12 protein-coding genes are annotated in these 16035 nt (G+C 45.3%); 5 read left to right on the forward strand and 7 right to left on the reverse strand.

Translation table 11 applies throughout. The features are described from left to right. Positions 1–6 precede the first annotated feature (6 nt). A complete protein-coding gene (gene cra, locus NL626_RS18600) occupies positions 7–987 on the reverse strand; it encodes a catabolite repressor/activator (RefSeq protein ID WP_042520802.1) in 981 nt (326 codons plus the stop codon). Between the two features lie 373 nt (positions 988–1360). On the opposite strand from cra, the gene fruB reads away from it, so the two are divergent. Genes fruB through fruA form a run of 3 tightly spaced genes read left to right on the forward strand, consistent with a single transcriptional unit; the run spans position 1361 to position 5233 of the window. Further along, a complete protein-coding gene (gene fruB, locus NL626_RS18605) occupies positions 1361–2494 on the forward strand; it encodes a fused PTS fructose transporter subunit IIA/HPr protein (protein WP_005386065.1) in 1134 nt (377 codons plus the stop codon). Positions 2495–2503: 9 nt separating this feature from the next. Next, complete coding sequence (gene pfkB / locus NL626_RS18610; protein ID WP_253657628.1) at positions 2504–3475, forward strand: 1-phosphofructokinase; 972 nt, start codon at positions 2504–2506, stop codon at positions 3473–3475. A gap of 18 nt (positions 3476–3493) precedes the next feature. Further along, complete coding sequence (gene fruA, locus NL626_RS18615; RefSeq protein ID WP_253657629.1) at positions 3494–5233, forward strand: PTS fructose transporter subunit IIBC; 1740 nt, start codon at positions 3494–3496, stop codon at positions 5231–5233. 82 nt (positions 5234–5315) lie between these two features. Here fruA and NL626_RS18620 read toward each other — a convergent pair whose 3' ends face one another. From NL626_RS18620 to NL626_RS18635, 4 genes are all read right to left on the reverse strand, one after another. Continuing rightward, complete coding sequence (locus NL626_RS18620) at positions 5316–6026, reverse strand: hypothetical protein (RefSeq protein ID WP_005376411.1); 711 nt, start codon at positions 6024–6026, stop codon at positions 5316–5318. A 175-nt stretch (positions 6027–6201) separates the two neighbouring features. Next, the gene (locus NL626_RS18625; protein ID WP_005376413.1) at positions 6202–9261 is read right to left on the reverse strand and encodes an efflux RND transporter permease subunit; all 3060 of its coding nucleotides are present in this window, start codon (positions 9259–9261) and stop codon (positions 6202–6204) included. Further along, positions 9261–10322: an efflux RND transporter periplasmic adaptor subunit gene (locus NL626_RS18630; protein ID WP_054576014.1), complete on the reverse strand. Its 1062-nt coding sequence runs from the start codon at positions 10320–10322 to the stop codon at positions 9261–9263. Before NL626_RS18630 ends, NL626_RS18625 begins: the two co-directional genes overlap by 1 nt. Next, positions 10322–11395 (reverse strand): efflux RND transporter periplasmic adaptor subunit, encoded by a 1074-nt coding sequence (locus tag NL626_RS18635; protein ID WP_017820965.1) that lies wholly within the window; start codon positions 11393–11395, stop codon positions 10322–10324. The genes NL626_RS18630 and NL626_RS18635 overlap by 1 nt, the downstream gene beginning before the upstream one ends. Before the next feature lie 160 nt (positions 11396–11555). Here NL626_RS18635 and vdeR point away from each other — a divergent pair, with 160 nt between their 5' ends. Then, positions 11556–12284 (forward strand): efflux transporter transcriptional repressor VdeR, encoded by a 729-nt coding sequence (gene vdeR / locus NL626_RS18640; RefSeq protein WP_017820966.1) that lies wholly within the window; start codon positions 11556–11558, stop codon positions 12282–12284. Between the two features lie 70 nt (positions 12285–12354). Here the strand turns inward: vdeR and gcvT are convergent, their stop codons facing one another. After that, positions 12355–13473, reverse strand: coding sequence for a glycine cleavage system aminomethyltransferase GcvT (gcvT, locus tag NL626_RS18645; RefSeq protein ID WP_053303572.1), 1119 nt, complete (start codon positions 13471–13473; stop codon positions 12355–12357). Between the two features lie 260 nt (positions 13474–13733). Next, complete coding sequence (locus NL626_RS18650) at positions 13734–14357, reverse strand: helix-turn-helix domain-containing protein (RefSeq protein ID WP_005376429.1); 624 nt, start codon at positions 14355–14357, stop codon at positions 13734–13736. A gap of 379 nt (positions 14358–14736) precedes the next feature. Here NL626_RS18650 and NL626_RS18655 point away from each other — a divergent pair, with 379 nt between their 5' ends. Next, positions 14737–16032, forward strand: a complete 1296-nt coding sequence (locus tag NL626_RS18655) for a serine hydroxymethyltransferase (protein WP_005376430.1) — start codon at positions 14737–14739, stop codon at positions 16030–16032. Positions 16033–16035 lie beyond the last annotated feature (3 nt).

The raw sequence follows: 16035 nt of genomic DNA on the forward strand, positions 1-16035 counted from the left end.
AGTTACTTAGTGACGTTTCACAATTTTACGCGGGATAAGTTCTACGCCAGGCTTGTAACGCTTAGCGGAAGCGTTGAGTGCTAACTCCATTGCGCTGTCCGCGATCAACTCAAACTGTTGAGGCAAAGAGTTGATTTTCACAGGCAAGAAGTCCAGCAGTCGATTATCACCAAATGTCGCTAAACGCACCTTTCCCATCAGTTCTGGTTTTTCTAGCATTACATCCAACACACCTTCTAACAGTGTGTATGACGTTGTAACAATGGCATCTGGCAATGCGTTCTCTGTTAACCAACTCTCTAAGACTTTCTTGCCTTCTTCCCGGGAGAAGTGTTGTCCATAACCCACTGTTGCCGTTTTACCACCTTGTTGAGAAGCAGATAGAAAACCGAGCTCACGCTCTTTTGAGACTTGAAGATCTTGCAATGCGCCGATTAAGCCAATGGACTTAATATCCTCTGACAGTACTGACTGAGTGAGTTCAAGTGCGGCATCAAAATCTTCGCTGATGACACAACAAAAGTGCTCATCATCCATTGGACGGTCTAGCGCGATAACTGGCGTACCAGAATTTTGCAACTTAAGGTAATACTCGTTTGCAGTGGGCATACCACTTGCCACAAACAACGCATCAATGCGACGACTGACTAATGCTTCCGCCACCTTTTGCTCTGTATCAGGATCATCATCAGAGCAGCCAATCAAAATTTGGTACCCCGCTTTCCGGGAGTTCTGCTCTATCAGCTTTGCAAGACGCGCATAACTGGTGTTCTCTAAGTCTGGGATGATAAGCCCAAATGAGCGTGAATTACCTGCCCGCAAGGAAGACGCCGCATGATCTGGCTTATAATTGTACTCATCTACAACGGCCATCACCTTTTTCTGAGTCTTCTCGCTGATGCGGTATTTCTGCGCTTTTCCGTTAATCACATAGCTTGCAGTTGTCTTAGAAACACCCGCTAATTTGGCTATTTCATCCAGTGTCATATTCTAAACCTTATTCTGTGCGCGCGATCATATTAATACATCAACGATCTTTCGATAAGTTGAATTATAAGCTGAACCGATTCAGTATAAAAGCTGAAAGGATTCAGCAAAACTTAAAAATTGACGTAAATCACCTGAATACACAACAAACCAATTTGTGAGCTAGGCTATAGGACAGCGGCAAAGGCTCGTTTGTTAACGTCAGTTTTTAAAACAGTTTTTCTGAGTCTTTTAAAAAATTTACCAACAAGCTGAATCGATTTAGCTTGAAATATAAAAGGTTTGAGGAGTGATAAGCGCTCAGAAGAAGCGGCGTTCAACTTCTCACACAGAATACATTTTTAAATTGATACCTTAAGGCTGGAGAAGCACCATGCTTAAGCTAAATAAGAACGACATTACCCTCTCGCAATCAGCGACAGATAAGTTTGAAGCAATAAAGAGTATTGCTCATAGCCTGACTGATAAAGGCCTAGTTGAGCAAGGTTACGTTGAAGGCATGCTAAACCGTGAAAACCAAAACTCTACGTTTTTGGGGAACGGTATTGCAATACCGCACGGTACAACCGACACTCGTGCAATGGTGAAAACAACGGGTGTTGCTGTGCACCACTTCCCACAAGGTGTCGACTGGGGTGATGGCAATACTGTGTTCGTCGCTATCGGTATCGCAGCTAAATCTGATGAGCACCTTGGCATTCTTAAACAGCTCACCAAAGTGCTAGGCGCAGATGGCGTAGAAGAACGTCTGCGTAATGCAAAAAATGAAGACGAAATCATCGCCCTACTGCACGGTGATGTTCAGCTTGAAGCAGACTTTGACGCTTCTTTAATTCAACTGATGTTCCCTGCGAGCGACATGCTACAGATGAGTGCTGTTGCTGGTGGTCTGTTGAAAAATACGGGATGTGCTGATAACGAATTCGTTGCAGATCTCGTTACCAAACAACCAACTCACTTAGGTAATGGCCTGTGGTTAATTGGCAGTGACAAACATGTCACTCGCACAGGTGTGTCATTTGTCTCGACGGCAAACGACTGCGAATATGAAGGTCAAAAAGTGCGTGCACTTGTCGCGTTCGCGGCATGTAACAATGCTCACCAACCTATCCTAAAAACGCTTTCTAATATTGTGTTTAACAATGAACACGGCAAGCTTTTAGATGCATCAGTAGAACAGATTCTTGCTTTGTTCAAAGGTGAAGAAGTCACAGCTGCATCTTCAGAAGAAGGCAATACCGCTGTATTTAAAATCAAAAACTCTCACGGCCTACATGCTCGTCCGGGGGCAATGTTAGTCGCAGAAGCGAAAAAGTTTGAATCCACTATACGTGTTTCCAACCTAGACGGAGATGGAAAAGCAGTAAACGCGAAGAGCCTAATGAAAGTCATCGCGCTGGGCGTTAAGCACGGTCACCAACTTCAATTTACAGCAGAAGGCCCTGATGCGCCGCAAGCCTTGGAGTCTATCGGAAATGCAATCGCTTCTGGCCTTGGTGAAGGTTAAGGATCCGATATGACAAACAAAACAAATAAGGTTGTCACTATTACGCTCAACCCGGCATTGGATTTAACAGGTTCAGTAAATGAACTAAACGTTGGTTCCGTGAGCTTAGTACAGCAAAGCAATCTCCACGCTGCAGGTAAAGGTGTCAACGTAGCAAAAGTGTTGAGCGATTTAGGCGCAGATGTCACGGTTACCGGCTTTCTTGGTAAAGATAACCCTGAGCTATTCCATCAGCTTTTCAATGACATCGGCGTTGAGAACGAGTTTGTAGAAGTACAAGGTGCAACTCGTATCAACGTCAAGCTCGTTGAGGCTAATGGAAACGTTAGTGACATTAACTTCCCTGGTGTTCAAGTTACGGCAGAAGAAATCGCGCGCTTTGAAGAAACCCTATTCCGCCTTGCTGAAACACACGATTACTTTGTATTGGCAGGCAGCCTACCGGGCGGTGTTACTGCAGAGCAATGCGCTGCATGGATAGAAGCACTGCATCAACAAGGCAAAAAGGTGTTGTTCGACAGTAGCAAAGCCGCATTGAAGTCAGGTATTGATGCTCACCCATGGTTAATTAAACCTAACGATGAAGAACTTGGTGATTTTGTTGGCGAACATCTAGCAACACCTGAACAGTGCCAAGCTGCAGCGCAAACACTGAGCGACAAAGGCATAGAAAACATCGTGGTTTCTATGGGACCTGACGGTGTTATGTGGCTCAACCAAGGCGAATGGCTTAGTGCAAAACCGCCTCGAATGCATGTCGTGAGCACCGTTGGCGCAGGCGATACGCTGGTCGCTGGCTTGTGTTGGGGCCACATGCAACTGATGCCTAAAAACGATTTATTGCGCTTCGCTACAGCACTTTCTGCTTTGGCAGTTAGTCAAGTTGGCGTAGGGCTAACCAGTCAGGAAGAACTGGAAAATATCAAGCGACAAACTGAAGTTAGCGCGCTTTACCCTATTACAAACTTAGAACAAAACTAAGGAACAGAAGGTTATCGTATGAATATTGCCATTATTACTGCCTGTCCGAGCGGTGTAGCAAATAGCATCCTTGCGGCAGGATTACTAGAACAAGCCGCCGCAAAATTAAACTGGAATGCCAAAATAGAATGTCAATCAAGTGTGGTTGAACCAACACTATTGACGGAAGCTGACGTTGAACAAGCAGAAGTCATTGTCATTGCGGCAAATACTAGCGTCGACACTTCTCGTTTTGTAGGAAAAAAGGTTTACCAAGCGGAAATTAGCGAAGTAGCAAAAGACGCAACTGCGTTTCTCCAGCAAGCGGTTGAAAACGCCACTTTACTTGAAAAAGCAACCACACTTGCAGCCCCTATCACTACAGATACAACATCAGCATCAAAGAAGGTTGTTGCAATCACGGCATGCCCTACTGGCGTTGCGCATACCTTTATGGCGGCAGAAGCTTTAGAAGAAGAAGGCAAGCGTCGTGGCCATCAAATCAAGGTGGAAACTCGTGGTTCAGTTGGCGCTAAAAACCAACTGACTGAGCAAGAAATTGCAGACGCCGATCTGGTGATCATTGCTGCGGATATTGAAGTGCCACTTGATCGCTTTAACGGCAAAAAGATGTACCGCACGAAAACAGGTCCAGCTCTGAAGAAAACAGCCGAAGAGATGGACAAAGCATTCGAGCAAGCCACGGTGTATCAACATTCTGGTTCAGCTAACTCTTCATCTTCCACCGAAGAGAAAAAAGGCGCTTACAAACACCTAATGACGGGTGTTTCGCACATGCTTCCTGTCGTCGTTGCAGGTGGTTTGATCATCGCTCTATCTTTCGTGTTCGGTATTGAAGCATTTAAAGAAGAAGGCACACTAGCAGCAGCCTTGATGAACATTGGTGGTGGCTCTGCATTCGCATTGATGATTCCTGTACTTGCTGGTTACATCGCGTTCTCAATTGCTGACCGTCCTGGTCTGGCTCCTGGTCTTGTTGGTGGTATGCTAGCAAGTTCAACGGGTGCTGGTTTCCTAGGTGGTATCGCAGCTGGCTTCATTGCCGGTTACGCAGCGAAACTCCTCGCAGATAAGGTGAAACTGCCACAATCGATGGAGGCGCTTAAACCGATTCTGATCATTCCATTTGTAGCAACATTGTTCACTGGCCTTGTCATGATCTACATCGTAGGCGGCCCAGTTTCAGGCATCATGAACGGCCTGACTGACTTCCTAAACAACATGGGATCTGACAGTGCAGTACTACTGGGTATTATCCTTGGCGCAATGATGTGTTTCGACCTAGGAGGCCCGGTAAACAAAGCCGCTTACGCATTTGGTGTTGGCCTTTTGGCTTCACAAACTTACGCACCAATGGCGGCAATCATGGCCGCAGGTATGGTTCCTGCGCTAGGTATGGGTTTAGCGACCTTCATTGCGAAGAACAAATTTGAACAAAATGAACGTGAGGCTGGTAAAGCATCATTTGTCTTGGGTCTGTGTTTCATCTCTGAAGGCGCAATTCCATTTGCTGCGAAAGATCCAATGCGCGTGATTCCATCTTGTATGGCAGGTGGCGCGCTTACTGGTGCCCTATCGATGCTATTCGGTGCGAAATTAATGGCACCACACGGCGGTCTATTCGTGCTGCTAATTCCTAACGCAATTTCACCAGTATTAATGTATTTAGTGGCTATTGCAGCGGGTACAGCGGTAACTGGCTTTACTTACGCATTCTTAAAAAGCAAAGCAGAAGCGAAGCAAGAAGTCGCAGCTTAATTAGAGCGACTCCGGTTAACAATGCCACCCTCGAATTTGGCATTTAGCACCTCCCTTTAATTCCGGTTAAGGGAGGTGTTTTTTATTCCGCAGCCGGAACGGCTACAATGTCTACTTCCCCACTGCTCATATCCACCGTTGCTTGATAAGCGCTATGCGGATCACCGTAGTGCTTGAAGGTAAAGTGGTAAACGTTAGCTGGCGTCCACAAGGTTTTTGACTCTGCGGGCAGAATGTCATAGCCGTCTTGCTGATAAAGCTCTGTCGCCATTACATTTGCGATTGCCGCCTGCTGGTTAGCGTCTCGATCCACCTTTGGCTCTAGTGACGGGTTACTTGGATAAGACTCACCGTTGTAACTCATGAGTCGATATGAGCCATTACTCCAAACGATAAAGTCCTGCCAACCATTACTGTAACTGTCGGCTAGTACAATAGGCGTGCGAGTTACCGACATTCGATTAATAACGTTTCCCTCATTATCAAACATATATGCAGAGCAGCCACCACTACCACAGAAATAGCGATCTTGAAGCAACACTATGTGTTCTGCCTTGCCGTCGCTGTTTAGGTCGGCGCTACCCGATAGATAACGTAGATTGTCTTGCTCGAGCGACAGCCCTTCAGGGGCTAAAACCTTACTATCAATCCAACTGGAAATGACTTCAGCACTAACACTGTTGACTTTAGGGGCAGGTTGTTTGGTTTCTGTCGGCATGCTATCCGTCGCGGTGCAGCCAACCAAGGTGAAAGAACCAACGAAGAAGAGTCCGTTTAATATGCGCTTATTCATGTAATCTCAATCTTTGATGTGTCGTTACATCAGTATACGCATGATTTGCATTGTAATCGTAAGAAAATCATTAAAATCAAGCAAATGAATGGTTTGGTATATATTAGTAAGATCAAAAAAGCCCCGAAGAAAACCTTCAGGGCTAGGCAGGAAGCTGGCAAATAGCCAGGAGTCCCTATGCAGTGGTCGGTTTTACCCTAAACAGAATTGCAAACATCACTGGCACCACTATCAGTGTCAGTACAGTAGCAAAACCAAGACCTGCCATAATCGTTATTGCCATCGAGCCAAAGAAGGCATCGAAGACCAGTGGAATCATCCCCAAGATAGTCGTTAGCGCAGCCATACTTACCGGACGAACGCGGCTTATCGCACTATCGACAATCGCGAGGTAAGGATCTTTACCTGACTCCAACTCAAGGTTAATTTGGTCAAGCAACACAATACCGTTTTTCAAAATCATGCCACTTAGGCTTAACAAACCAAGGAATGCTGTAAAACTGAACGGCATGTTCGTGGTAAGCAAACCAAAAGCAACGCCAATGATCGCTAACGGAACGGTGAACCAAATGACCAACGGCTTTTTGATTGAGTTAAACAGTAAAATAGTAATGATGAACATCAACAAGTAACCCATCGGCAATGAACCGAATAGGCCTTCTTGTGCATCTTTGGATGATTCGTACTCACCACCCCATGTGATTTCGTACCCTTCTGGAACATGCAATGCCATCACTTTAGGCTGTACACGAGCAAATAAGCTTGCTGCCGTGTCGTCACTCAACACATCATGGTCCGCGAGAACGGTTAACGTACGCTTACGGTCACGACGCTGAATTAGCGGCTCACTCCAATCCAGTTGAACGCCATCAATCACTTGATCAACCGGAATATACGTTTGCAACGAAGGACTCCAAATGGTCACGTTTTGTAGTGATTCAAAATCTACGCGTTCTTCTTCAGGAAGGCGTGTCATAATTGGCAACGTATGTGTACCATCACGCAAGTAACCTAAGGTGCTACCACCAAACGCCATTTGCAGTGTGCTTGAAAGATCTTCTTTCGAAATACCTAAGCGACGAGCTTTAGACTCATTGAAAACGGGTACAAGTTCCTTGGTGCGCTCTCGCCAATCGTGACGAATGTTTCGGGCACCAGGATCGGTATGAAGGATGTCTTCAACTTGCACCGCCAAGTCACGTAAAACTTGTGGATCAGGGCCAGTAATACGCGCTTCGATCTTAGACGCTGGTGATGGACCAAATTCCATCAATTTAAACTGGAACGTAGGCGCATCAAATGTTTTCGCCAGATTCTCATCTAACTTATGCAGTAAACCAAACATTTTCTCACGATCAGTCGCGCGAACTTGGAACTGAGCGTACGCTTCGTAACTTTTTTCTGGTTGATAGGTTAAAGCAAAACGCTGTAGGCCCTGCCCAATCGAAGCAGAAACAAAGTCAATATCATCTTGCTGACGAATGTAGCTTTCGACCTCTTCAGCTTTTTTGATCGTTTCACGGATGTCAGTACCTTCTGGCATCCACATATCCACGTAGAACATCGGCGTATTCGATGGTGGGAAGAACTGCTGTTTTACATTACCAAATGCCACGACAGCACCCACTAATAGCGCCACCATGCCAGCAACGGTAAGCCAGCGGAATCGCAATGCAAATTTCAGCGATGCCCCAAATACGACAAACAACCAGCCTTTATAAGGATCATCTTCGCTAGTACCTTGCTCTTTGTTTTCCTCTTTCAACAAAAGATCGGCAAGGAAAGGCGTCAGTGTAATAGCGGTAATCCAGCTTAAAAATAGTGAGAAACACAGCACCCAGAATAGAGAGCCCATGAACTCACCTGTCGCATCTTGCGACAAGCCGATAGGTGCAAAAGCCGTAATTGCAATAACAGTCGCGCCCAGCAAAGGCCATTGTGTTTGCTTTACAATATCGACAGCCGCTTGAACTTTGGTACGCCCTTTCTTTAGGCCAACCAATATGCCTTCCACGACAACAATCGCGTTATCAACCAGCATACCTAAGGCAATAATTAACGCGCCAAGAGAAATACGATGCAGTTCGATGTTGTTGTAATTCATCAAAATGAAGGTACCAAATACCGTCAATAACAACACAACTCCAATGATGACACCACTGCGTAAACCCATAGTAAACAGCAACACAATGATTACGATCGCCACTGCCTCCGCTAGACTAATTACAAACGCTTTAACAGATTCATCCACCTCATTGGCTTGGTTGTAAAAGTAGTTCATATCGATGCCAGCAGGCTTGATAGACTCAAGGCTCGCGAGCTCCGCATCCAAACGTTCACCAACCTCAACCACGTTCACACCCGATGCAAACGAGATACCGATATTAATCGCTTTTTGACCGTTAAAGAGTACGACGTTGCCTGGCTTCTCTTGAATACCGCGAGAAATCGTTGCTACGTCTTTTAGACGAATTAGATTTCCTGTGTCACGGCCATGAATGATCAGATTTTCTAGTGCTTCTACAGTGTTTAAGGTGCCGCTTGGGCGAATAACAAGGCTTTCGCCATTGACCATCACTTCCCCTGCTGAAACCACATTGTTTTGCTGGTTCAACAAGCTCGAAACCACATTCATGTCTAAGTTCAGTGCAGCAAGGCGATCAAGTGAGATCTCAACGAATAGCATTTCTTGCTGATCGCCCGTGATGTCTACCTTACCAACACCATCAACAAGCTCGATTTCACGGGTCAGGTAATCCGCATAACGTTTCAGCTCTACATAGTCGTAATCGTCACCAGTGAGCATTAACATCACGCCATAAACGTCACCGAAATCATCAATGATCTGTAAAGACTGAACACCTTGAGGCAATGATGGTCGTAAATCATTAATTTTACGGCGCATTTCATCCCAAATTTGCGGCAGTTCATCAGGACCATAGTCCATTTCCATGCTCACCGTTATTTGAGACATACCATTAGAAGACGTAGAGGTAATTTTGTCGATATAAGGGAGTTTTCGAATCTCTTTTTCTAGAGGATACGTCAGCTCTTCTTCAACTTCTTTTGACGTCGCGCCAGGGTATGTTGAGATGATCATGGCATCTTTGATCGTAAATGCCGGGTCTTCTAATCGTCCAAGCTCCAAAAATGACGTTAAACCACCAACAGCAAGGATAATAATGAACAACCAGCTGATGACTTTGTTTTTTATTGAATACTCAGCAATGTTCATTATTGGTTATTCTCCACAACATCCACATGTTTACCTTCGCGTAATTTACGCAGATTTGAATTAATCAGAATATCGCCCTGGCTAACACCTGACGACACAATGGCTCCATTGCCATTCACTTGAGAAATCATGACAGGCACTCGTGTGACAATGTCACCTTCTTTTTTCCACACAAAGAACTCATTCCCTTCACTGCCTGCTTGAAGCGCCGTGACAGGAACACTGTAACCATCAATAGAGGTAATGCCCGCCTTCACCATATCGACCAAAACGCTTACGCTGGTTCCCGGCAATATCTCTGTTTTTGGCTGTGGCATCGTCAAGTACATTTCGTAGGTTTGAGTTTCAGCGTTGGGTTCACTTGTGTGCTCTAAATAGTCCAAAGCAAATCTGCCATCGATGCCGGAGAAGGTTGCTCTAGGCTTGTAGCTCATGCTGTCTGAGTTTGGGTCTACCATCGCTAAAACATTGTCGGAAAGCTCAATACGCACGTAAACCAAATCGTTTTGGTATAGGTTTAACACGGGTTCACCAATTGCCACACGCTCAAAACGTTCTTTGAAAACATCAGATACTTTACCGGCGAACGGGGCGAATAAACGGGTGTAATTCAATTGATTGGTCGCGTTATAGAAAGTAGCCTCAGCTAGCTCTTTATTGGCGGTTAGCTCATCAAGTTCCGCTTTTGAAATCATTTGACGTGCATGCAAGTCTTCACCGCGTTTAAGCTGACGAATTGCGAGTGTGTATTGTGCTTCTGCGTCATTCACGGCTTGCTTCTCTTTGCTATCATCTAGCTTTGCGATCATTTGCCCCTGCTTCACAACGTCACCCGCTTTAACCAATACGTGCTGAACTTCCCCAGCGCGGCGAAATGCCATTGGCGTTTGCTCTGCAGGCACTACTATGCCTTTGAACGCGCGATGTTGACTTTGTACTGGTGCATCCACCGAGATAGTCGACACAAAAAGTGGCTGCTCGACGATAGCTTGGTTTTCATTTTTGCACCCCGTTAAAACTGCAAGTGCAATCGCAGAGATCGTAAATAGAGAACGTTTCATTAAATGCCTCCCTCACGAACCCAAGCTTTCACCACTTGTCCTTCAACCAGTCTCTCAACACCAGCAATAACAACGTAATCATTGTTATCAAGCCCGGCTTTCACACCACCTGCTGCGTCAAGTGACACAGTGACTTTATTGACCTGCTGCGTGCTTCTGTCCATTACCCAAACTTCACCTTGCGTCCCATTTTTGTTGACCCAAGCAGACTGAGGTAACGTCATCGCGTCCGATACATGTTGTTTAGCAATGTGTACCTGCCCTGTCATACCTGTCAGCAAATTGCGATCTTCTGGTCGAGTGATGGTCACGATCGCCTCATAACTATTGGTATCGATGTTTGGCTGTGTCGAAATTTCTTTAAATTGCCCAGGAATACGTTTTCCTGGCTCGCTATCCATCGTCACCCACATATCGGAGTTTTGCAGTGACTCAAGTGATACAGATTCCGCATAACTTACTGGCAAGGTGAACGACACATCCAACGTCGTGTTATCAATGAGATTCAAGATCTCCTGCTTCTCTGCTACTACCTGAAATGGGTTGACATAGGTATATGACACTATGCCATCAAACGGTGCGTGAATTTTGGTATAGCTCAAATCGGTTTTAGCTTGTTCGTAGTTCGCCAATGCCGCTTTATATTGAGTTTCTTTCTGATCGTACTCATCAGTACTAATGAGTTTTTTTCCGTAAAGGTTTTTCGCGCGGTCCCATTGTGTTTTCGCTAACGCGTACTGCGCTTGAGCGGCATCTAACGCAAGCTGAAGATCTTTAGGGTCTAACGTTGCGAGCACTTCACCTTTTTGGACCTTTTGACCCATGCGTACACGTAATTCATCTACCTCTCCACCAACCTGAAAAGAAAGCTGCGCGCGATGTGTTGCATCAATACGCGCTAAAAAGGCGTGCGAGTCTTCAAGTTCTAGGTCTTTCACCGCCAGTAATTTTACAGGTTTGATTAAAGGTTCAGACGGCTCAGAAATGGCTTTATTACACCCAGTTAGCATCCCAGAAAGACTTAATGTCACCACTGCGCCAACTAAAGTGCGCTTTAAATATTGTTTTCGCACCCGCTTTCTCCGTAGGTTTTATATATTACACAGCCGTGCAGTATAAGCAGAATTTGAAATTGATCAACATATTTTCCAGGTGGATAGCAAATTAATTAGTCAAAGCGTTCGGTTTCTGGTAAAAGTAAGCGCGTGATTAATATTCGGGAAAATTCGAACTATGAATGAAAGAAAGCAGGGGCGTAGAAGTGCTGAAGCAGCAGAACAAACTAAGTGTCTGATCCTTAAAGTGGCAGCAGATATGTTTTGTGAACTTGGTTACGAGCGTGTCTCGCTGCGCAATATCAGTGAAAAGGCTGGTGTTTCACATAGTTTGATCCGTCACCACTTCGGCAGCAAAGAGAAAATCTGGCAAGCGGTTAGCGATGCAATGGACGAGTTCATGCAGTGCTATATGGCTGAACTCATCAATGAAATGCCGGAGAACACACCTTCGAATAGAAAAATTTATCTGTTTATGGTTCGCATGCTAGCGTTTGCTCTCGTCAATCCTCATCCAGTACAGATGATCGCCGATGCCATTCGACAAGGCGATGACGGTGCTCTGCTGCAGTATTTCTTAAAGTCAAAAGATGAGTTCGCTGCGATATTTACCGGAATTTTCGAGCAGTACAACAGCGAAAACCCTAATGCACAGTTTGATCAGTGGGAATCAAAATGGCAAATGTTGATCTTCGCACATGGTGCTGTCAGTCTCGCGCCAATGATGCAAGAAACATGGCCGGATATTGCAGATAATCGCGAAAAACTGCTGATCAAGCATTGGGAATTGTTTAATACCATTATGGCCTCTCAATTTGGGATCGCAAAAGAAGAGATGATTCATCCGGAAAAGCTTGAAGATATCGTTATTGATATGTGCTGTACTATTGATGAAGCAGTAAACTAAAAGCAAACAAGCGAAAAGAAGACATAAAAATGCCGAGCTACAAAGCTCGGCATTTTTGTTTCAATTCGTTTTAACCACGGTAGTAGCGTTGTGGTACGAACGGCATTTTTTCAACTGTCATTGGTAGCATTTTGCCACGCACTTCAGCGAACACTTCAGTACCAATCGCCGCCAAATCCGCACGAACATACCCCATTGAGACTGGCTTACCTGCATTCGGGCCCGCCGTACCACTGGTTACAACGCCAATTTTAACGCCGTCAGCATCAAACAGTTCAACACCTTCACGCACTGGCGCTTTGGTTTGACCTACTAGACCCACACGCTTACGCGCCACATCTTTAGTCTCAATCTGCTTAAGAATAATGTCTGCGCCAGGGAAACCACCTTCACGTTCACCACCAATACGACGAACTTTTTGGATACCCCATAGCAAGCTCGCTTCAACAGGTGTTGTTGTTGTGTCTAGGTCATGACCGTATAGACAAAGGCCACACTCAAGACGAAGCGAATCACGAGCACCAAGGCCAATCCATTCAACTTCATCTTCCGCAGTCAGTTTCCGTGCTAGCTCTTCCGCTTTGTCAGCAGGAACCGAGATTTCGTAACCGTCTTCGCCTGTATAACCACTACGAGAAACAATGCACTCGGCGCCTAAAACATCGACTTTACAAATATCCATGAACAGCATTTCAGAAACTTCTGGTGCAAAACGCGCCAATACAGCTGCCGCTTTAGGGCCTTGGATTGCAAGTAGAGCTCGGTCTTCGATAATTTCTAGCTCAACACCAGATGGTAAATGCGCTTGTAGGTGTGCGATATCTTGCGCTTTACATGCTGCGTTCACAACCACAAACAGATGATCGCCTAGGTTAGCCACCATCAAGTCGTCCATGATGCCGCCCTCTTCATTAGTGAAAAAAGCGTAACGCTGTTTACCAGACTCAAGATCCACAATATCCACTGGAACTAATGTTTCTAGGAACGCAGCTGCACCGTCACCAATTAGGCGAAGCTGTCCCATGTGAGAAACGTCAAACAGACCTGCCGCATCACGAGTATGTAAGTGTTCCTTCTTTACGCCTAGAGGATACTGAACAGGCATATCGTAACCCGCGAACGGGACCATTTTGGCACCAACTTCAACGTGAAGTGCGTGTAGTGGTGTTTTCAGTAGTTCTTGAGTCATTTTCGTCTCCATTTAGATAGACCCGAGAATGCTATCGGCATTCGATGTGTTTCCAATAATAAACATGGCTCATTCTATTTTGCACGAACAAGACGTAGATCGACTTGCAAAAGTGTGACTCTTAACATTTTAATCACAACAAATCGTACAAAAAAAGCGCTTTAATGAGCAAGTTCTCATCAAAAAAGCGCCTTTTCATCATAACGACCACCAACAGCAATCGTTTGCTTTCACTATAGGAAATTTACAAGTATTTATCACTATTTGGCTGTCACCCACAAAATGAGCGCATCTTCCTCGCTAACACTGGTCAACATATGTCCCATATTTGCATCGTAATAAACGCTGTCTCCCTCGCTTAAAACAACAGGTTCGTAAAACTCAGAATAGAACATAACCTCGCCAGATAAGATAAGTAAAAATTCTTCGCCGTCATGACGAACCCAGTCTTTATATTCATCAAAACTACGAGCTCGAATTTGGCTCTTAAACGGCATCATTTTCTTATTGGAAAGTTGTGTCGCGAGCAGTTCATGTTCATAGGTTTGTGTTGGGTGTGGTTTACCTTCATTCTTCTTGGTAACATCCCTGCGCCCTGTCGCTACCTTTTTTCTAGGTGGCTCAAAGAGTTGTGGCATGTCAATTTGTAAGCCTAGTGCCAATTTTTGCATCGCTTGAAACGTCGGGGAGATCTGCTCATTTTCTATTTTGCTCAGTGTAGATCGAGCAAGCCCGGTTCGCTGACTGGCCTCTTCTAATGTGATACCGAGTTTCGAGCGGATATCCTTAATACGCTGGCCCAGCTTTAACGGCTCAATATTTTGGTCATGTTGCTCTTTTGCCAACGTCATCGATGGGTATTCATCGTAAATACTTTCTGCCATAAATCCCTCTATAGATATCCATATTTTTTGTCTTACTCGCATTGTGCATGAAGCACATAGTGGATAGAAGTCCACCAAGTGAATTAAACCGTGCTCTTGTTAACAAATTTTGAAATCTTGTTTCCTATAGGAAATTTTTGGTTGATTGTTCCCGCCACAGGCGCTATGTTACCAACTTGTTAGATGTAGAGATGCATATTTCCGTAAGAGATTGGTAAAAGAAACACGCAATCCAACGGAGTTTTTGCCCAAATTTAGGGCCGGATGTTCACTCTGTTCTGCTACGCAGTTCAGCTGTTTTTGAGGACAAATGAACCACAACCGCAAATCATAACTCATCTATTGCGGGTTCATTTTCAGATTTGGAAGGTCAACTACCATGAATAAGAGTTACCCTAACCACAGCTTGGAAAACTTTTTCTCTACCAACCTCTCTGCGACAGATGATGCTGTCTTTGCTGGAATTCAAGCGGAATCCGCTCGCCAAAACGAACAAATCGAACTTATCGCTTCTGAGAACATTGTTTCTAAAGCGGTAATGCAAGCTCAAGGCACATGCCTAACAAACAAATACGCTGAAGGGTACCCAGGTCGCCGTTACTATGGTGGTTGTGAGCACGTAGATACAGTGGAAGCCATTGCTATCGAACGCGCAAAAAAACTTTTCAATTGTGAATACGCAAACGTTCAACCACACTCAGGGGCACAAGCAAACGGCGCAGTAAAGCTGGCACTGCTTCAACCTGGTGACACCATTCTTGGTATGTCTTTAGACGCAGGTGGTCACCTGACGCACGGCGCACGCCCTGCACTTTCTGGTAAATGGTTTAATGCAGTTCAATACGGTGTTGATCGCGAAACACTAGAAATTAACTACGAAGATGTTCGTGAGCTAGCACTTGAGCACCAACCTAAAATGATCATCGCAGGTGGTAGCGCTATTCCACGTACTATCGACTTTGCAAAATTCCGTGAAATCGCAGACGAAGTAAATGCAATTCTTATGGTCGACATGGCGCACATCGCTGGTCTTATCGCAACAGGCGCACACCCTAGCCCATTGCCACACGCACACGTTGTTACGACTACAACACACAAAACATTGCGTGGCCCTCGCGGCGGTATGATTCTTACTAACCACGAAGACATCATTAAGAAAATCAACTCAGCCGTATTCCCTGGCCTACAAGGTGGCCCACTGATGCACGTTATCGCAGCCAAAGCGGTCGCATTTGGTGAAGCGCTTGGCCCTGAATTTAAAACTTATATTGATTCGGTGATCAATAACGCAAAAGTCCTAGCGGAAGTATTGCAAACTCGCGGTTGCGACATCGTAACTGGTGGCACAGACACGCACCTAATGCTGGTTGACCTTCGTCCGAAAGGGTTGAAAGGCAATAAAGCAGAAGAAGCTCTAGAGCGTGCTGGGATCACATGTAACAAAAATGGCATCCCATTCGATACAGAGAAGCCTATGATTACATCGGGCATCCGTTTAGGAACGCCTGCGGGTACAAGCCGCGGCTTTGGCGCTGAAGAATTCAAACTCATCGGTAATTGGATTGGTGACGTACTGGACGGTTTAGTGAACAACCCTGAAGGTGACGCAGAAGTTGAAAAACGCGTTCGCAAAGAAGTAAAAGAACTTTGCAGTCGCTTTCCTCTATACCAGTAAACG

The sequence above is a fragment of the Vibrio sp. Y58_MX_L22 genome, from assembly GCF_024181865.1.
Classification (GTDB): Bacteria; Pseudomonadota; Gammaproteobacteria; order Enterobacterales; family Vibrionaceae; genus Vibrio; species Vibrio alginolyticus.